Source organism: Secundilactobacillus malefermentans DSM 5705 = KCTC 3548 (assembly GCF_001436395.1).
Lineage (GTDB): Bacteria > Bacillota > Bacilli > Lactobacillales > Lactobacillaceae > Secundilactobacillus > Secundilactobacillus malefermentans.
On sequence record NZ_AZGJ01000037.1, the window covers coordinates 1 to 17,505 of the forward strand.

At 40.7% G+C, this 17,505-nt stretch carries 22 protein-coding genes; 5 read left to right on the top strand and 17 right to left on the bottom strand.

The features are described 5' to 3' along the window. Positions 1–39 precede the first annotated feature (39 nt). The 3 genes from glpK to FD44_RS07300 all read right to left on the bottom strand — a co-directional run bounded on the left by glpK (position 40) and on the right by FD44_RS07300 (position 2,906). Entirely contained in the window at positions 40–1,548 is a 1,509-nt protein-coding gene (gene glpK / locus FD44_RS07290) for a glycerol kinase GlpK (protein ID WP_010619851.1), read from the bottom strand. A gap of 205 nt (positions 1,549–1,753) precedes the next feature. Then, positions 1,754–1,945, bottom strand: a complete 192-nt coding sequence (locus FD44_RS07295; protein WP_010619852.1) for a 2-hydroxymuconate tautomerase — start codon at positions 1,943–1,945, stop codon at positions 1,754–1,756. A 61-nt stretch (positions 1,946–2,006) separates the two neighbouring features. Continuing rightward, entirely contained in the window at positions 2,007–2,906 is a 900-nt protein-coding gene (locus FD44_RS07300; protein WP_010619853.1) for a YitT family protein, read from the bottom strand. A gap of 231 nt (positions 2,907–3,137) precedes the next feature. Between FD44_RS07300 and FD44_RS07305 the strand changes: the two genes are divergently transcribed. The 3 genes from FD44_RS07305 to FD44_RS07315 all read left to right on the top strand — a co-directional run bounded on the left by FD44_RS07305 (position 3,138) and on the right by FD44_RS07315 (position 6,498). After that, on the top strand, positions 3,138–4,568 hold the full coding sequence (locus FD44_RS07305) for a C69 family dipeptidase (RefSeq protein ID WP_033445218.1): 1,431 nt from the start codon (positions 3,138–3,140) through the stop codon (positions 4,566–4,568). Between the two features lie 40 nt (positions 4,569–4,608). After that, a complete protein-coding gene (gene yjeM / locus FD44_RS07310) occupies positions 4,609–6,102 on the top strand; it encodes a glutamate/gamma-aminobutyrate family transporter YjeM (protein ID WP_010619855.1) in 1,494 nt (497 codons plus the stop codon). An 84-nt stretch (positions 6,103–6,186) separates the two neighbouring features. Beyond that, on the top strand, positions 6,187–6,498 hold the full coding sequence (locus FD44_RS07315) for a MazG-like protein (RefSeq protein ID WP_010619856.1): 312 nt from the start codon (positions 6,187–6,189) through the stop codon (positions 6,496–6,498). Positions 6,499–6,610: 112 nt separating this feature from the next. On the opposite strand, the gene rplS is transcribed toward FD44_RS07315, so the two are convergent. The 9 genes from rplS to FD44_RS07360 form a co-directional block, all read right to left on the bottom strand. Continuing rightward, positions 6,611–6,973, bottom strand: coding sequence for a 50S ribosomal protein L19 (rplS, locus tag FD44_RS07320; RefSeq protein WP_010619857.1), 363 nt, complete (start codon positions 6,971–6,973; stop codon positions 6,611–6,613). A 113-nt stretch (positions 6,974–7,086) separates the two neighbouring features. Further along, positions 7,087–7,842: a tRNA (guanosine(37)-N1)-methyltransferase TrmD gene (gene trmD / locus FD44_RS07325; RefSeq protein WP_010619858.1), complete on the bottom strand. Its 756-nt coding sequence runs from the start codon at positions 7,840–7,842 to the stop codon at positions 7,087–7,089. Then, complete coding sequence (rimM, locus tag FD44_RS07330; protein ID WP_010619859.1) at positions 7,842–8,366, bottom strand: ribosome maturation factor RimM; 525 nt, start codon at positions 8,364–8,366, stop codon at positions 7,842–7,844. Before rimM ends, trmD begins: the two co-directional genes overlap by 1 nt. A gap of 63 nt (positions 8,367–8,429) precedes the next feature. Next, the gene (locus FD44_RS07335) at positions 8,430–8,678 is read right to left on the bottom strand and encodes a KH domain-containing protein (protein ID WP_010619860.1); all 249 of its coding nucleotides are present in this window, start codon (positions 8,676–8,678) and stop codon (positions 8,430–8,432) included. 17 nt (positions 8,679–8,695) lie between these two features. Then, positions 8,696–8,971: a 30S ribosomal protein S16 gene (gene rpsP, locus FD44_RS07340; RefSeq protein WP_010619861.1), complete on the bottom strand. Its 276-nt coding sequence runs from the start codon at positions 8,969–8,971 to the stop codon at positions 8,696–8,698. A gap of 141 nt (positions 8,972–9,112) precedes the next feature. Beyond that, a complete protein-coding gene (locus tag FD44_RS07345; RefSeq protein ID WP_133278378.1) occupies positions 9,113–9,523 on the bottom strand; it encodes an MFS transporter in 411 nt (136 codons plus the stop codon). A 21-nt stretch (positions 9,524–9,544) separates the two neighbouring features. After that, on the bottom strand, positions 9,545–10,309 hold the full coding sequence (locus FD44_RS07350; RefSeq protein WP_010619863.1) for an MFS transporter: 765 nt from the start codon (positions 10,307–10,309) through the stop codon (positions 9,545–9,547). Positions 10,310–10,414: 105 nt separating this feature from the next. Beyond that, positions 10,415–10,891: a glutathione peroxidase gene (locus tag FD44_RS07355; protein WP_010619864.1), complete on the bottom strand. Its 477-nt coding sequence runs from the start codon at positions 10,889–10,891 to the stop codon at positions 10,415–10,417. A 26-nt stretch (positions 10,892–10,917) separates the two neighbouring features. Continuing rightward, positions 10,918–11,766 carry an aldo/keto reductase gene (locus FD44_RS07360; protein ID WP_010619865.1) on the bottom strand — a complete coding sequence of 283 codons (849 nt, stop codon included), beginning with the start codon at positions 11,764–11,766 and terminating at the stop codon, positions 10,918–10,920. 162 nt (positions 11,767–11,928) lie between these two features. Here FD44_RS07360 and FD44_RS07365 point away from each other — a divergent pair, with 162 nt between their 5' ends. Beyond that, positions 11,929–12,279 (top strand): iron-sulfur cluster biosynthesis family protein, encoded by a 351-nt coding sequence (locus tag FD44_RS07365; RefSeq protein WP_010619866.1) that lies wholly within the window; start codon positions 11,929–11,931, stop codon positions 12,277–12,279. Here the strand turns inward: FD44_RS07365 and FD44_RS07370 are convergent, their stop codons facing one another. The 5 genes from FD44_RS07370 to FD44_RS07390 form a co-directional block, all read right to left on the bottom strand. Next, on the bottom strand, positions 12,280–12,810 hold the full coding sequence (locus tag FD44_RS07370) for a dihydrofolate reductase family protein (protein WP_010619867.1): 531 nt from the start codon (positions 12,808–12,810) through the stop codon (positions 12,280–12,282). 81 nt (positions 12,811–12,891) lie between these two features. After that, complete coding sequence (locus FD44_RS07375; protein ID WP_010619868.1) at positions 12,892–14,313, bottom strand: NAD-dependent succinate-semialdehyde dehydrogenase; 1,422 nt, start codon at positions 14,311–14,313, stop codon at positions 12,892–12,894. Positions 14,314–14,466: 153 nt separating this feature from the next. Beyond that, the gene (locus tag FD44_RS07380; protein WP_010619869.1) at positions 14,467–14,784 is read right to left on the bottom strand and encodes a carboxymuconolactone decarboxylase family protein; all 318 of its coding nucleotides are present in this window, start codon (positions 14,782–14,784) and stop codon (positions 14,467–14,469) included. Further along, complete coding sequence (locus tag FD44_RS07385) at positions 14,784–15,203, bottom strand: cupin domain-containing protein (protein WP_010619870.1); 420 nt, start codon at positions 15,201–15,203, stop codon at positions 14,784–14,786. The genes FD44_RS07380 and FD44_RS07385 overlap by 1 nt, the downstream gene beginning before the upstream one ends. 20 nt (positions 15,204–15,223) lie before the next feature. Continuing rightward, the gene (locus FD44_RS07390) at positions 15,224–15,967 is read right to left on the bottom strand and encodes an SDR family oxidoreductase (protein ID WP_010619871.1); all 744 of its coding nucleotides are present in this window, start codon (positions 15,965–15,967) and stop codon (positions 15,224–15,226) included. Positions 15,968–16,147: 180 nt separating this feature from the next. Here FD44_RS07390 and FD44_RS07395 point away from each other — a divergent pair, with 180 nt between their 5' ends. After that, positions 16,148–17,476 carry a replication-associated recombination protein A gene (locus FD44_RS07395; RefSeq protein ID WP_010619872.1) on the top strand — a complete coding sequence of 443 codons (1,329 nt, stop codon included), beginning with the start codon at positions 16,148–16,150 and terminating at the stop codon, positions 17,474–17,476. Positions 17,477–17,505: the final 29 nt, after the last annotated feature.

Consider the following 17,505-nt stretch of genomic DNA (forward strand, 5'->3'; position numbering starts at 1 on the left):
CAACAGGATTTGACAGAGAGCCCTTTTTTTAGTTAACTATTAATCGACATCTGGTTTAAAAGCCCTAGTGGCCGCAACTGCAGCCTTCCAACCCTTATAGCATTTTTCTCGGCGATCTTCAGCCATTTTAGGTTTAAACTCATCTCGAACTTCATGCATTTCTCGAATTTCGTCTAAATCCTTCCAGAAACCAACGGCAAGTCCTGCTAGATAAGCAGCACCAAGCGCTGTGGTTTCAGCTAATTTTGCCCGTTCAATTGACGTGTTCAAAATATCAGCCTGGAATTGCATTAAGAAGTCGTTATTAGCGGCCCCACCATCAACGCTAAGCGATTTTAACTCAATCCCGGTATCAGATTGCATTGTCTCAATAACATCGCGTGATTGATAAGCAATTGCCTCGACCGTTGCTCTGACAAATTGTTCTCGAGTTGTTCCACGGGTAAGCCCAAATACTGAGCCACGAACTTCCTGATCCCAGTATGGCGCACCTAATCCAGTAAAGGCAGGAACAACATAGACATTCCCCGTTGTTTTTGCATAAACTGCCATTTTTTCGGAATCAGCTGCGTTATCAAAGAATCGCATGCCATCTCGTAGCCATTGAACTGCTGATCCAGCAACGAAGATACTTCCTTCAAGTGCGTAAGTAATCTCGCCATTTATGCCGTACGCAATCGTGGTAAGTAAGCCTTGATCAGACAGCGTGGGTTCCGTCCCCGTATTCATGACGACAAAGGCACCCGTTCCATACGTGTTTTTAACCATTCCGCGCTCGAAAGCCGTTTGGCCAAATAGTGCAGCTTGTTGGTCACCAGCAATTCCGGCAATTGGAATTTGAATTCCTAGGAAAGTATATCCAGCAGTATACCCGTAAACCTCTGATGAAGAACGGACTTCTGGCAGCATTGACTTAGGAATATCTAATAAGTCGAGAATTTCCTGATCCCATTTTAATTCGTGAATATTATAAAGCATTGTCCGACTAGCATTGGTGTAGTCGGTTGCGTGAACTTGGCCACCCGTGAGTTTCCACAGAATCCATGTATCAATCGTACCAAAAAGTAGGTCACCGTTGTCGGCTAACTGTCTTGCACCTTCAACATTGTCCAAAATCCACTTGATTTTTGTTGCTGAGAAATACGAATCAATCACTAAACCAGTCTTTTTATGAATAAAGTCTGAATAGCCACCTTTTTTCAAACCATCAGCAATTTCGCTCGTTTGTTTTGATTGCCAAACAATTGCATGATAAATAGGTTCACCAGTTTTTTTATTCCAGACAATCGTCGTTTCTCGTTGGTTCGTGATTCCAATTCCCCGGACCTTATATGGTCGAATATCTGCTGAAATTAACGAATCAGAAATGACCGATTGTACGGCATTCCAGATTTCATTTGCATCATGTTCAACCCAGCCTGGTTTTGGAAAATATTGATGAAATTCACGCTGAGCACTCCCCACAATGTGGCCCTTTTTGTCAAAGAGGATGGCTCTAGTGCTCGTAGTTCCTTCGTCAATTGCCATCATATACTGTTGATCATTCATTTTGAATTCTCCATTCATTGATTATTTGAAGACGTTCAATTTGCCTTATCTACTTATGCGAATCGTTGGAGTTCTTTGTGAAACTCAACCGTCCTAAGTATACCCAATTGAAGCGTTTTATCCAACTACTAAATCAAAAATTAGCAAAGTCCTCATCTTTCCATACAAAAAAGAAGTTACCTATTTTGGTAACCTCTTGGATTGACTATGCTTCTTCATCACTTTTGAGAATACCAGCAACGCCATAACGGTTCTTTTGCATTTCACGTAAAATAACGTGAACGTGTTCGGCAGGAGCACCTGTATTCTTGGTAACGGCATCGGTGACGTCCTTTACCAGACTTTTTAATTGGTCTTGGCTACGACCTGCAATTAAATCAATGTTTACAATTGGCATTATATTTCCTCACATTCTTATAATTTTAGTTAATTATACAGTCCCAAACATGAAATCGCAATCACTCGGATATGCGTTCCGACTGTTTCGCTTTTAACTGCTCAGTTTCATCGTAGAAGTTTCCCTCAATATCAACCGTATTCACTAAGTTAACAAATGAATCTGGATCGGTAGATTTTACAACGTGCTCTAAATCATAAAGTTCATATCTTGAAATAACGACCATTAAGACTGCTCCGCGCTGATGCTTATAAGCGCCCTCAGACGGCATAATCGTAATCCCCCGAATCAACGTACTCGAAAGATTTTTAACGACCTCTTCCTGCTTGAAAGTCACGATAAATGCCGTTAACTTTTGATGACGGGTATGAATGGAATCGACCACTCGCGACATTGCATAGATTGAAATAATCGTATAAAGGGCACTTTCCCAACCAAAGAAGAAACCAGCAATCAAAATGATGACTAAATTAGTTAGCATCATCATTGTTCCAATCGTTTTTCCCGTGGTTTTTTCCAAAATAACGGCAACAATATCCATTCCACCGGTAGAGAAACCATATTTAAGTGGGTAAGCTACCCCAACCCCCGTTAAAATTCCACCAAACAACGCGCTCAAAAGCGCATTATGTGAAATTGTCTGAATCGGAATAATCACTGCCATAAATGATGTCAACACCGAGGTCAAGAAACTAAACATCGTGAATCGTTTGCCAATCATTAGCCAGCCTAATAACCCAATTGGTATGTTTAAGAGTAAGATGAACCATCCTGTATTAATTTGAATTTGAAAAACGTGCTCCACAAAAGTCGATAAGAGTTGTGAAATACCATTGATGCCTGAACTGAAAATTTTGCCAGGTACCAAAAATTCATTCAACGCAATTGCGTTGATGATTGAAGAGCCAATCATCATCACAATTTTAATCCCTAAATCCTTTGTGACAAATTTTGTTTTCATATTATTCCCCTTTCACTTTTTAGTCAGTAATCCCATTTAAGCATATTTTTATAAAAATCGGTAAATTTAACACGTATTCCTTAACATATTCTCATAAATAATTCCTATTATAACGCGCTTAGTAACCATAATTTATTAAATCGTCATCGCTTACATTAGAATTTTATACAAATCTAATTTTTGCCCCATGTGCATGCTAAAATGTAAGTAAATAAACGTTCTTGATTGGAGATGCTTCTATTGGAAAATAATATTTATTCAGCTTGTACTAGTATTTTAATTGGCAAAAAAGCGTCTGTTGATGGATCCGTTATGATTGGTCGAAATGAGGACTCAAAATCTGCTTGGCCAAAGCACTTTATCGTTCATCCACAGCACACAAATAAGAATGAAGAGACTGTTTTTAAATCTAATGACTCCAAATTTAAGTTAGCATTACCCGAAATGGCACTCAAATACACCGCAACACCAGAATGGACGACCAAGTTTGGTCTATTTGAAGAAGATGGGTTTAACGAGGCTGGTGTCGCCATGAGTGCCACCGAAAGTACCTATTCAAATGACCGTGTACTAGCTTGTGATCCTTTGGTAAAGGACGGAATTGGTGAGGAGGCAATGATTACAGTCGTCCTGCCTTACGTTAAAACAGCTCGTGAAGGAGTTGCCAGACTCGGTCAGATTATTGAAGCTTATGGAACCTGCGAATCTAATGGCATTCTGTTTGGAGATAAAAACGAGGCTTGGTATATGGAAACAGCGGCCGGTCATCAGTGGGTTGCTCAGCGAATTCCAGATGATTCATATGCCGTTGTTGCAAATCAAATGGCGATCGAAAAAATTGATTTTGATAACCCAGACGATTTTATGTGGGCCCCTCATATTCAAGAGTTTGTTGCATCGAATCACCTCTCATCCAGCCGAACTGAATTTAACTTTAGAAACATTTTTGGCACAAATAACTTGATGGATTCTTACTATAACTTACCACGCGTTTGGGAAGGCCAACGACTTCTCTCTCCAGAAAAGAATCAAGCTGAAATTACGCGGCTACCCTTTATTCAAACGAGTAATCAATTATTATCTGTTCAAAGCGCCCAAATGGTGTTATCCAGCCACTATGCCGGTACCAAGTATGATTTGTTGGAACCAAGTACAAAGGAATTTCACCATTTCCGTCCAATCAGTCTTGCTGCGACTCAAGAATCGCATATTCTTCAGCTTCGACAGATGGATGACCCTGCCATTGCAGACATTCATTGGCTTGCAATGGGCGTTGCGGCAGAAAGTAGTTACGTTCCCTTTTATGCTGGTATAAACGACACGCATCCTGACTATAAACGGGGTGAAGCGACTTATAGTCCTGATTCTGCGTACTGGGTTTTCAAACATGCTGGTGTTCTGGTAGATAGCCATCCAAAGGAGTTCCTAGACGAGCTTGAAAAGCTTCAATCCGAACTTCGAATTGCCTTTGACCAGTCGATTATTGAAACTGATAAAGGAGGAAGTACACTTAGTGGAATTGAATTAAGTGACTACTTAACTAAGCAAGGAATTAAGAATGCTGATTTGGCTTTAACAAAATACCGTGGCTTAACAGCCGATTTAATAACCAAAATGACGGATTTATCACCGCTTAAGTTTCAACAAGATTTAATGCTTTAGGAAACTAACGATACCCTACACAAAATCATAGGAGCTTCTCATGGAAAATCAAAAGCAAAAGAAAATTTCGCTTACTGCACTAATTTTAATGACGTTTACCACAATTTATGGATTTGCAAATACAACCGTCGCATACGAACAAATGGGTTATGCTAGTATTTTCTGGTATATCTTAGCGGCGCTCCTATTCTTTCTACCAAGTGCCCTTATGTTTGCTGAATATGGTTCGGCTTTCAAAGAAGCCAAAGGTGGTATTTATTCTTGGTTAGCGGGTTCAATTGGCGAAAAATGGGCGTTCATCGGAACCTTCATTTGGCTCTCTAGTTGGATTATTTGGATGGTTTCGACGGCCTCAAAGGTCTGGATCCCATTTTCGACGGTCATTTTTGGAAGTGATCAGACGCAAACTTGGCATTTTCTTAGTTTAACTTCAACCGAAACGGTGGCTTTACTAGGAATCGCTTGGATTATATTAGTGACCTTTTTAGCTTCTCATGGCATGAGTTCAATTGCTAAGATATCTTCAGTGGGTGGCGTATTTGTCATGTTACTGACGGTCATATTTGCACTTACCAGCATTGTCATTTTATTTGCTAACCACGGTCAACTTGCCCAACCAATTACTGGCGTTGAGAGTTTTATTAAATCTCCTAATCCAGATTTTACTTCGCCGGTAGCCTTAATCTCCTTCGTCGTCTATGCGGTATTTGCCTATGCCGGAAGCGAAACGATGGGTGGTATTACTGATAGCTTGCATAAACCTGAAAAAACTTTTCCAAAAGGACTCATTATTTCAACGGTTGTGATTGGAATTTGTTATTCACTTTCAATCTTTCTTTGGGGAATTAGTACTAACTGGCATCAGGTCTTAGGAAATCAATCCGTTAATTTAGGTAATATCACCTACGTCTTAATGGATAACCTAGGATTAGTATTAGGAAACTCACTTGGGTTAACTGCTGCGACTGCTGCGACCATTGGCCATTTATTCGCACGTTTTGCCGGTCTAAGCATGTTTATGGCATATATGGGGTCATTCTTCATCTTAATCTACTCACCGCTTAAATCGTTTGTTTTGGGCTCGAGTGCGGACCTCTGGCCAGCACGAATGACGAAACGCAATAAACACGGAATGCCAGCATTTTCAATGTGGATTCAAGCCGTTGTTGTGGGCTTCATCATCTTCATCGTTGCCTTTGGTGGATCAGGTGCTCAGAAATTTTATTTGATATTAACTGATATGGGAAATATTTCAACAACCTTCCCTTACCTATTCTTAGTTGCAGCTTTTCCATTCTTTAAAAAGCGAACTGATTTGGAACGGCCATTCGAGATTTTTACTAACAAAAAATTGACGATGACTATCACCGTTCTTGTAATGATTGTTTTAGTTGGTGGTATCGGATTTACTGGTATTCAGCCAATTATGGATCATGATTATCAAACTGCACTTTACACGATATTGGGACCCTTTATCTTCGGTGGTATCGCATGGTGGTTCTATGCCTCAGCGATGCGTCGTCGTACAAAATAAATTAAAGAGATTGAAGTGGGTTCTCCCATTTCAATCTCTTTTGCGTTTATACTAATCATTAAATAAAAAAAGAAGGTTTATATAATGGAAATTAATGAATTAACAAATCGATCAAGAAAAATTCGAGCAACCTATCATCAACTTGAACTCAAACAGGATGGACACGCCTGGACGTCTGAACAAGATGCGCTGGCCTTTTTAACTGACGCTGGCCTTGTTGGTCGGATGGTCATGGCAAACCAAGGGAGCTGGCCTACAGGTAATGTTGATTCTCCACTAGATTATAAAATTGCCGAGTGTATTTGGTGGCTTAGTACCCTTGCGGATTCAAATAAAATTGATTTAGAATCAGCAATCGCAAAATTCCTGGATTCACGAGAAAAGGATCTTAAATAATCAGCCACTCGATTGAAAAGAATTAAATGTTATCGAATTAAGTTATGGGTAAAAAAAGAGACCGTTCAAATGAACGATCTCTTTTTTTGAATTAAATGTAAGTCGATAAAACTTACTTACGAGGACGACGTGCTTCTGGAATACGAGCAGCCTTACCATGTAATTCACGTAAGTAGTAGAGTTTAGCACGACGAACTTGGCCAAATCTAATAACTTCAATCTTTGCAACACGTGGTGAATGTACAGGGAAAGTACGTTCAACCCCAACACCGTTTGTAATCTTACGAACAGTGTATGTTGCTTGGATGCCAGCACCGCGACGACGAATAACAACGCCTTCGAATAACTGGATACGTTCACGGGTTCCTTCAACAACACGGGCGTGTACTCGAACAGTATCACCGGCACGGAAGTTAGGAATATCCTCACGTAATTGTTCTTGGTTAATCTTTTGGATCAATGCATTTTGTCTCATAAATGGTTCTATCCTTCCATCAATATTCATTCTCTAATCGACAGCGGAATATTGTTAATTAGGCTTTTACAGCCGAAGTAAATCTTATCATAATTAAAAACTTGTGTAAAGTGCTATTCTTCAGGATTTTCTTCAACTTTAACATCTGCAAGCAACTCTTTTTGATGAGCAGTAAGCACATCGTAATTAATTAAGTCTCTCCGTCGAAGATAGGTTTTCCTTAATGCCTTTTTTTCGCGCCAATCATCAATTTTTTGGTGGTTACCGCTCAATAGGACATCAGGAACCTTCATTCCCCTAAAATCTGCAGGTCGCGTGTATTGGGGATATTCTAATAAGCCACTAGAAAAAGAATCACCAGGAGCAGATTCTTGATTCCCCAATACGCCTGGAAGTAAACGTGCTGTGGCATCAATCATCACCATTGTGGGGAGTTCTCCACCAGTTAGAACAAAATCCCCTAATGATACTTCATCGGTCACTAACGACTTGATTCGCTCGTCAAAGCCCTCATAATGGCCACAAATGAATGTTAGGTGATCTTCCTTGGCAAATGATTCGGCTATCTTTTGGTCGAACTTCTGGCCAGCTGGATCAGTCAAAATAATTCGATTACTCGTATATCCATCCGTTCGGGCTTTTTCCTCAACTGCCTTGAGCGCATCAAAGATAGGTTGAGGCTGCAATAACATTCCTGCACCGCCACCAAATGGATAATCGTCTACGTTACCGTGCTTATTTGTCGAATATTGCCGAAAATCAGTGACGTTCATTTCAAAATTGTCCCGATCAATCGCTTTGCCAACGATGGAGTCATGCATGGGCCCAGTAAACATATCTGGAAATAGGCTTAAAACATCTATTCGCATTATTCCATACCTTCCATTAGCTCAACCGTGACTTGGCCATTTTCAAGATTAACATTTTTTACCACTTGTTTGATAACTGGTAACAGCAAGTCCGCTTGTTTTTCTCGTTTCACCGTCCAAACATCATTAGGACCAAGCGGTAGGATTTCTGAAATGGTTCCGATTAATTGGTTAGATTCATCAACGACCTTTAAACCGATAATATCATCGTAATAATACTGGCCATCTTCAAGTTCTTCCTCATCACGATCCTCATCAGTAATTTTCAAAGTCATTCCCTTATATTGTTCAACTTCATTAATATTATTAAATCCCTCAAACTTAACTAAGAAAAAATTCTTTTGCTGACGAGCCGCTTTAATTTTAAGTTGCTTAATAGGACTCTCATCCTTCTCATCTTTAAAAAGATGAAGAGAACTTCCCTTTTTAAATCTTTGATCAGGAAAATCAGTCGCAGAGACGATTTTTAATTCTCCCTGTATTCCATGGGTATTCACAATTTTTCCAACTTTATAATAGGTCAACGAATTTCACCTCCATCATAAATAAAAGCCCTCAAACAAAACGAGAACGTTTCGCCAAAGAGCTTACTTTGTACCATCATTGATTATCAATCGGACTCTCTTTGAGCCTTGAACTCGAACGCTATACACAATTGTTCGAATTGCTTGCGCAACATGTCCTTGCTTTCCAATTACCCGACCGACATCCTTGGGATCCACATACAATTGAAATTCATAAAACCGATCAGTTTCATTCTCTTCAATTCGAATGGCCTCAGGATGTTCAACTAGAGGTACAACTATTGTATTAATAAGTGCCTTAAAATCAGTCATTTATCTTCACTTACTTCTTATTTCTTAGTGAACTTTGCTTCGTGATACTTCTTCATAATTCCAGCATCAGAAAGTAAGTTACGAACAGTATCTGAAGGTTGGGCACCCTTGCCTAACCAGTCTAAGATATCTTCTTCTTGTAATTTAACTTCTGCTGGGTTAACTAGTGGGTTGTAAGTACCAACTAGTTCGATAAAACGACCATCACGAGGGCTGCGTGAGTCTGCAACAACGATACGATAGAATGGACGCTTCTTAGAACCCATACGCTTCAAACGAATTTTAACTGACATATAATTCCACCTCCTGTAATTCTTTCAACGATAAATAATATACCAGTCTTTGAATGGGTTGTAAAGGTTTTTTTCTTTACACCCCAAAATCTGTGTCATATCACGGTTATTCATAGCCCATATATTAATCTGTGGTTCCTTTTAGTCTTGAATTTTCTCAAATACCGACGGCTTATGATTAATGTAGATACCTGTCAACAATAAGAAGACTGACAGCACAATAATGCTGGTCAATATAATTGTCCAAGAATGGGTTCCGGCATGAAGATAACCAAAAAGGACGGGACCAACAGCTGCTAATAGGTAGCCAACCGTTTGTGCCATGCCGGAAACTTCGGCCGTTTCCATCGCATTAGCTGATTTTTGAGCAAAATAGACAATGGACAAATTAAACGCAATTCCAGAAGCAATTCCCACCACTAAAGAAATGATCGAAACTAAGGTTGCACTGGAAATTGGGAACATTAACGCCAAAATTCCTAGCGAAAATCCTAATCCCGCTACCCAGACTAAGACAGCATCCCCGCCCCTTTTATCTGCTAGGAATGGCACAATAAAGGCACAAGGTAGCGATCAGATTTGCATGATTGTTACAAACGTCCCGCCTTGAATACTACTAAAGTTCTTTGCGACGAAGATTGTGGGTAACCAGGTAATTAATGAATAATAGATTAGTGACTGCAGACCAAAGAAGAATGCAATCATCCATCCCATGCTGGATTTCCAAACCGATTGGGTGTTTAATCCAGACTGCTCTGCTCGCTGGATCTTACCCGAATCTAGCTTATTTTGTTTAATCATCGGCGTCCAACCAATTAAGCTGATCACTGAGATAATTGCAAGTCCCACCATTGCAGCAAGCAGTGATGCTTTAGCAACGATTATCCCGGCCAAGCCAGTGCCGAGTGCGCCGACTAGCAACATGGTCGTCGTATAGGTACTAACACCCAACACTGGTTTCAGCGGCAAGTGATCTTTGATAACGGCTGGTAAGAGGACGTTTGCACTATCAATTCCCAGACCAATCAAAAACGTTCCAATCAAAATAGTTGGTAAAGCGGTATTAATTCTCAACATACTTCCTAAAACAAGTAAAATCGCAAAACTAAAAATGACCCGTTCGTTTCCAAAACGACGCCCAAGTTTTGCCAAAACTGGTGATAATATCGCAAAAGTGAGTAATGGAATAGTCGTCAGTAGACCAGCAGCGCTAACTGGCAGCCCTGTCGCTTTTTCTAAGCTCGGTAATAACGGTGGAATTGCCGTAATGGGAAGGCGCAAATTAATCGCCATAAAGCCAATACAGAGCAATATCACATTTGTTTGTTTCTTTTTCATGATGGTCTTTCTTCCAATCTAGCTCAAAATAAAAAGGAAGGCTTGGCTTCCTTTTTGTCACAACTAGCCTATTGTATCAAATTCTATGTCACTGTGACTAATTATTTAGTTTCCCACTAATTCGTTTAATTCAGGAAGCATTTTTAGTGGACTTGTCTTTGGCGCATAGCGTTGAACAACATCTCCATTGCGGTTCACAATAAATTTAGTGAAATTCCATTTGATTGCCTTTCCCAAGGTACCAGGGGCTTCCCTCTTAAGGAAGTCAAACAACGGTAACGCATCATGCCCGTTCACATCATGAATGGTATGCATTGGGAAATTAACACCATAGGTCATGCGACAAGCCTCAGCTGCAGCACTACTATCAGAAACTTCCTGCTTAAACTGGTTCGAAGGAAATCCTAAAACGATAACATCCTTGTCTTTATAGTCTTGGTAAATTGCCTCCAACTGCTTAAATTGGGGCGCAAATCCGCACTTAGTCGCCGTGTTGACAATAATCAACGTTTTTCCGCGATACTTTGCCATAGAATACTTTTCGCCATTTTCAAGCGTGACATCATAATCATAAATTGACATTCAATCGCCCCTTTCAAAAAAGTTGATTAGCCTTGGGTTGCGTTATGCTCGTGACTAGGAGCAGCATCCGTCATCTTGTTTAAGATCTTCATGTCGGACTCACTGATTGTAAAGTCAAGTTGTGCATTCGCTTCGATATGAGCTTGGCTAGTAGCCTTAGGAAGTGGTAAAGTCCCATTTTCGATACAAAAGCGCAGTGCTAGTTGCGCAATGCTGGCCTTATACTTAGCAGCCATTTCTTTAACAGCTTCATTATTCAGTAAATCACCCGTTGCAAGTGGTGAATAAGCCTCAATTAAAATGTCATTTGCCTGCGCATACTCAACAATTTTAGGCTGAGTCCAGCCAATGTAGTACTGAATTTGATCAACTGCAGGTTTCACAGTTCCATTTTCTAAAATATTTTTCAAATCATGAACATTAAAGTTAGAAACACCAATGGCTTTTGCCCGACCACTCTTAAGAATCGTTTCCATGGATTTCCAAGTCTCAACGTTTTCCTTATCGTGATCCGTTCCAATAGAGCTCCATGGCCATGGGGCATGAATTAAGTACAAATCAACATACTTTGTTCCAAGATTTTCCATTGTTTTGTCAAAGGCAGCTAGTGCCTTGTCATAACCCTTAATTTCGGCTGGTAACTTAGTCGTTAAAAAGATCTCATCCCTAGGAATGCCAGAATCTTTGATTGCTTTACCCACACTACTTTCATTTGCATAGGCTTGTGCCGTATCAATGTGCCGGTAACCCGTCTTTAATGCATTGGCTACTGCGTCATAAGCAGTTTGGCCGCCTGGAATCTGCCACGTACCAAATCCGACTTGTGGTATCTCTGTTTCATTGTTTAAACTAAATGTATCTGTCAGTACACTCATATAAACATCTCCTTATATACTTTAATTCTAACACGCAACCTGTAAACAGCTCGTGATTTAGTCGTTTCTTATCATCAACTTACAAGTTGGAAGTCAAAACAATTGTTTTTGTCCAAATAGTAGGTATACTTGCCTTGAATTCAATAAAGGAGTGTGATCATCATGAAGCTCACAATTTCAGATGAAGCCCTAGCAATCATCCAGCCAAACATCGATCCACATACAATCATGTTGTTAAGCTACGATGATGGTGTCGGTCCCTATTCTCATCACGGCCTTGAAGCGCTACAAATTGCGTTTCAACTTGTTTTGATTACCGATAAAATGGACAAAAAGGATTATGACCTCCAAATAAAGTCAAACATTGGATTAATTTATGCAAAAGGGTATTCCAGCGAATTCTTTGGTGAAAATATGAAGATAACTTATAAACCCGCATTTAATTTGCTTAACTTGTCAGATGATGGTGAGGAAATTGAGGATAATTTGCAGATAATTGACGAGCGACACTAATTAGTCGCTTTTGATTCTCTGGTACCGGACTTCCGCTAACTGGTTAAATTGCTTCATCCCAACCAACTCGTATCTACTAGCATAGTCGCCAGTTGGAAATAGTCGTTTGCCTTGGCCAAGCAGAACCGGTGCAATTTGAATCCACCAGTCATCAATTAAATCTGCCTTAATTAAATCAGTCACAATTTTACCACCACCAACAATCCAGATATTCTTTCCGGATTGTTTTTTTAATTCTTCAATCAAGGAAACCACATCTTGATCAGCAAATGAGGCATCCCGGGTTGCCACCGTTCTCGAACTTGATAGGACAATATTTTTAAACTCGGGATACAGGGGTTCGGTCCCTAATAACTTCTTTGTCGCTTCATAGGTGTGCCGACCCATGATGCTCGTATCTACCTGGGCTAGAAACTCAGCAGTATTTGCCTGCTCGCCACCCACCGTATCAAATAGCCACTGTAAATCGTCATCTGAGGTCGCCAAGTATCCGTCGAGGCTCATTGCCCCATAAAACTGTATCCGCCTCACATCGTCTCCTCCTAGCCATATTTATTGATTGCTTTCGCCAGAAAAAGGACCACTCCAGCGAAGTAGCCCTTTAAGTCAAACTTATTCTGGATCAGTCGCAACTAATCCGCCAGCAAGATTCTCCATGTTAGGTTTATCAGCTGTCACAATCAGTTGTTCATTAACAAAGGCATTAAGGCCAAGATTACTCATTTCACGACCATAGCCAGAGCTCTTCACACCACCAAATGGTAATTCTGGAAGAGAGACCATGAAGTTGTTAACGAATACCATCCCAGTCTCAATCTGTGAAGCAACCTTTTCGCCACGTTTGGAATCACCACTGAAGACAATGCCACCCAAACCAAGATCTGAATCATTAGCTAAGTCGATTGCTTCCTGCTCTGAATTAACTTTGTAAACTGCGGCAACGGGTCCAAACATTTCTTCATAATAAGCTGGATTATCTGGCTTAATATCAGTCAAAATGGTTGGTTGGAAGAATTGACCAGGTAAGTCAATCGGTTCATTTCCATAAGCAACCTTTGCACCCTTCTCAATTGCCTCGTCAACTTGTGACTGAAGCTTTTCTTTGGCCCGTTTTGTATTCATTGGCGCCAAAGTTGTCGCATTATCCATTGGATCACCTGGCTTAACCTTAGCGAAGTTTTCCTTTAATTTTTCAACAAACTGATCATAAAGGTTAGCTGCCACGATGAACCGCTTTGAAGACGTACATACTTGTCCAGCATTATATAGTCGTGCTCGCCAAGCAATTTCAGAAACGGTATCAATATCCGTATCATCAAGGACGATAAAACAGTCCGTACCACCTAATTCCATGGTATTTTTCTTCAAGTTCTTACCAGCAGCTTCAGCGACACTACGCCCACCGCGTTCCGAACCAGTTAAAGCAACGCCCTGTACTCGAGAATCAGCAATGATATCGGAAACCTGATCATAGTTGGCAAACAAGTTAACTAGGCTTGCGTCTGGTGCTGACGATTTCTTAACAACGTCTTCAAATGCAGCTGCAGAGCCAGGCGTATTTGAAGCATGCTTTAGAATCATGGGATTACCAACCATGAAGTTTGGCGCAAATACTCGCATAATTTGATAATATGGGAAATTCCATGGTTCAACCATCATAATGGTTCCTGTTGGATGTTTTTGAACTTGAGCTGATCCAGTGGCAATCGTGTCTAATTTAGTAGGCTTTAAAAGATCAGCACCATGGTCAGCAAAGTAATCTGCGATGATGGCACATAGTTCAACCTCACCCTTAGCCTCACGGAAAAGTTTTCCCATGTCGGTCACCATGACGGTGGCTAGATGATCACTGTCTTCTCGCATTAAGCTTGCAATTTCGTGTAATTGGTCGGCTCTGGTTTCTGGACCTTCCTGTTCCCACTTCTTAAATAACTTGTGAGTTTCAGTTAACGCATTTTCAACTTGATCGGCTGTTGCATCAGGATATTCCTTTACAACTTCATTCGTATACGGATTAACCGTTTTATATGCCATTTGAAAACCTCCAAATATTTTTTATCTTAGTAGTAACCGTTTTCATACTAAAGGATGCCATTCGCAGGGTCAATGAATTGGATTGTGATTGTTTTCTTAAAATAGTGCGCAAAAAAGCGGTGTCCATGTAGGACAACCGCTTGTATTTTGAGACTAATCTTTATAAATTTCTTTTGCCAACGTAAATGCTGACCATGCTTTAGGCCAACCTGCATAAAAGGCCAAATGGGTGATGAGTTCGATCATTTCATCCTTGGTGACGCCGTTTTGTTTTGCAATCGTCATGTGTGCTTCTAACTGGGGAACACCTTGTGTAAATAGACTGGCAACCGTAATCAAGCTTCGGTCACGAGCAGATAACTTATCTTCTCTAGACCATACTTCACCAAATAGAACATCGTCATTCAATTCGGCAAACTTGGGCGCAAAATCGCCTAAGTTGTCACGTCCTGCTGTTTGCTTTTTTGCCATTATTTGTCCTCCTCAACCGATGCGTACTCTTCATCGGAAACTGGTTCCAACCATTCTGGTGTGCCAGCTGTGATGGCAACGTGAGAGAACCAACTGTCTTTAGTTTCACCATGCCAATGTTTGACACCATCATGCGTCACGATGACGTCACCTGGCTTTAACAACTGTGCCTTCTTACCAGCTTCTTGGTACCACCCTTCACCACCGGTTACCAATAAAATTTGGAAACCATCATGATGAATGTGCCAGTTGTTCCGGCAACCAGGTTCAAAAGTGACATTACCGACACCAACGTTTACCTCAGGATCGTTAACGAGTCCTTGCAAATAACTTTGTCCAACAAAGTATTGAGCATATGCATCATTTTTAGGTCCCTTGGGAAAAATAATCCCATCTTTAACTGATTCATTTTTTGCCATTATGAACGCTTCCTTTCAAATTAAGCTTGCTTAGTTGGGTAAATTGTAAATTCATTTACGTTAACATCAGCAGGTTGATTAACCGCAAAATTCACAACTCGAGCAACTGCATCTGGGGTGAAGCCGACCTGTTTGTAAAAGTCTTCCATACCGGTCTTAGTTGCATCGTCGGTGATTGTCCCTAATAATTCAGTATTAATTGCAGCTGGATACAGGCTTGCTGTGCGGATATTGGTTCCTTCTTGCGCACTTTCCATTCGGATAACTTCCATCAAATTTCGAACCGCAAATTTTGTCGCACCATAAACTCCGGCACCGGCGAAACTCTTAATCCCAGCAACGGATGAAGTCGTCACAATTTGGCCACCTTTTTGCGTAACAAAATCAGGCATAACGGCTGCAACACCATTCAAAACACCTTTTAGGTTTATATCAATCATCTGGTTCCACTCTTTAATGTGTAACGCACTAATTGGTGAACTTGGCATAATTCCAGCATTATTGAAAATGACATCGATACCACCAAACTCAGATTTGGCTAAATCAACAAGTGCTTGAACCTCTTCAGGCTTCGTCACATCCGTCTTTAAATACGTTGCTTGGCCGCCATCCAATTTGATATCATTATCAATTTCTTGTAAACGAGACTCTCTTCTGGCTCCTAATACAACCTTGGCACCATTGCTAGCAAGCAATTTTGCTGATGCCTCTCCAATTCCGGAAGATGCTCCGGTAATCACAATAACTTTATTTTTAACTGTCATATTAACTAATCACTCCTTTATTTCTGTCCCCATCATAAGGTCAATGCTGCCATGCGTCTAATGCTTGTTTCATGAAGGTGTATGCGCTAAAAGCATGATGATAATCTTCATCGACCATAAAATTGCGATTCTGATATACACTGTATTTAATAAACGTTCAATTCAAATGAGGTGAAGCACTTGAAACAGGGATCCCTTTTTAACACCGATGATACGCAAAATAGCCCCCTCGCTAATCGCGTTCGACCATTAACGTTAGATGAATTTGCCGGCCAACAAAGCTTAATTGGCGCAGGCAAAGTATTACGAGAAATTATTGATTCTGATCAACTACCGTCCATTATTTTTTGGGGGCCGCCAGGAGTTGGCAAGACGACATTAGCTGAAATTATTGCAACCCAAACCAAAGCAAATTTTGTCACATTTAGTGCAGTTACGAGTGGCATCAACGATATTCGTAAAATTATGAAAGCGGCTGAAGAAAATCGGGACCTAGGTGAACAGACCATTGTCTTTGTCGATGAAATTCACCGATTTAACAAGGCGCAACAGGATGCCTTCCTCCCCTTCGTTGAACGTGGCAGTATTACTCTGATTGGCGCAACAACCGAGAATCCATCATTTGAAATTAATGCGGCACTGCTGTCACGGTGTAAAGTGTTCGTTTTACATTCACTGGCTCCTCAGGAAATTTTAGCCGTTTTGAAAAATGCAATCAAACATCCTAAGGGGTTCCCTAACTTAGAAATCAAAATTAGCGATGAAACGTTGATGACGATTGCTCATTTTGCAAACGGCGATGCTCGAGTTGCTTTAAACACCCTCGAAATGGCCGTTTTAAATGCCAATCAACAGGATAAATCCGTTACAATTTCCGAAGACGATTTAGGCCAATTAATTAATACCCGTTCATTACGCTACGACAAACACGGTGAAGAGCATTACAACATTATCTCTGCCTTGCATAAATCAATGCGAAATAGTGATGTCAACGCGGCTATTTATTGGCTATCACGAATGTTAGATGGGGGTGAAGATCCCCTCTACATCGCCCGACGACTCGTCCGATTTGCCAGTGAAGATATTGGGGTTGCGGATACGAGTGCCCTCGAACTCACTATCAATGTTTTTCAGGCCTGTCAGTTTCTGGGAATGCCGGAATGTGACGTTCATCTGACGGAAGCAGTGGTTTACTTGTCGTTAGCGCCAAAATCCAATTCTGTCTATTTGGCTAGAGAGAATGCAAAGGATGATGTTAAAAAAACCGGAAATGAACCCGTTCCCCTGCAAATTCGAAATGCCCCTACTAAGCTTATGAAAGACCTGGATTATGGCAAGGATTACATTTATGCTCATTCTACCGATGACAAACTGACCTCCATGAAAACCATGCCACCTGAGCTTGAAGGCCACGAATACTATTTTCCATCCGAACAAGGACACGAGGACCGATTCAAAAAACGACTTGCTTTCATTCAAAAATGGCATCAGCAACACGATGCAGAGTAAAAAAAGCGGTTCTATACTTTTTCCTGTTG

Excerpts from the sequence above, each read along its gene's own strand:
- glpK (WP_010619851.1), bottom strand. The coding sequence starts at position 1,548 with ATGAATGATCAACAGTATATGATGGCAATTGACGAAGGAACTACGAGC.
- FD44_RS07390 (WP_010619871.1), bottom strand. The coding sequence starts at position 15,967 with ATGACAGTTAAAAATAAAGTTATTGTGATTACCGGAGCATCTTCCGGA.
- FD44_RS07365 (WP_010619866.1), top strand. The coding sequence starts at position 11,929 with ATGAAGCTCACAATTTCAGATGAAGCCCTAGCAATCATCCAGCCAAAC.
- yjeM (WP_010619855.1), top strand. The coding sequence starts at position 4,609 with ATGGAAAATCAAAAGCAAAAGAAAATTTCGCTTACTGCACTAATTTTA.
- FD44_RS07360 (WP_010619865.1), bottom strand. The coding sequence starts at position 11,766 with ATGAGTGTACTGACAGATACATTTAGTTTAAACAATGAAACAGAGATA.
- FD44_RS07375 (WP_010619868.1), bottom strand. The coding sequence starts at position 14,313 with ATGGCATATAAAACGGTTAATCCGTATACGAATGAAGTTGTAAAGGAA.
- FD44_RS07315 (WP_010619856.1), top strand. The coding sequence starts at position 6,187 with ATGGAAATTAATGAATTAACAAATCGATCAAGAAAAATTCGAGCAACC.
- trmD (WP_010619858.1), bottom strand. The coding sequence starts at position 7,842 with ATGCGAATAGATGTTTTAAGCCTATTTCCAGATATGTTTACTGGGCCC.
- rpsP (WP_010619861.1), bottom strand. The coding sequence starts at position 8,971 with ATGTCAGTTAAAATTCGTTTGAAGCGTATGGGTTCTAAGAAGCGTCCA.
- FD44_RS07385 (WP_010619870.1), bottom strand. The coding sequence starts at position 15,203 with ATGGCAAAAAATGAATCAGTTAAAGATGGGATTATTTTTCCCAAGGGA.
- FD44_RS07305 (WP_033445218.1), top strand. The coding sequence starts at position 3,138 with ATGCTTCTATTGGAAAATAATATTTATTCAGCTTGTACTAGTATTTTA.
- FD44_RS07380 (WP_010619869.1), bottom strand. The coding sequence starts at position 14,784 with ATGGCAAAAAAGCAAACAGCAGGACGTGACAACTTAGGCGATTTTGCG.
- FD44_RS07335 (WP_010619860.1), bottom strand. The coding sequence starts at position 8,678 with ATGACTGATTTTAAGGCACTTATTAATACAATAGTTGTACCTCTAGTT.
- FD44_RS07350 (WP_010619863.1), bottom strand. The coding sequence starts at position 10,309 with ATGAAAAAGAAACAAACAAATGTGATATTGCTCTGTATTGGCTTTATG.
- FD44_RS07300 (WP_010619853.1), bottom strand. The coding sequence starts at position 2,906 with ATGAAAACAAAATTTGTCACAAAGGATTTAGGGATTAAAATTGTGATG.
- rplS (WP_010619857.1), bottom strand. The coding sequence starts at position 6,973 with ATGAGACAAAATGCATTGATCCAAAAGATTAACCAAGAACAATTACGT.
- FD44_RS07295 (WP_010619852.1), bottom strand. The coding sequence starts at position 1,945 with ATGCCAATTGTAAACATTGATTTAATTGCAGGTCGTAGCCAAGACCAA.
- FD44_RS07355 (WP_010619864.1), bottom strand. The coding sequence starts at position 10,891 with ATGTCAATTTATGATTATGATGTCACGCTTGAAAATGGCGAAAAGTAT.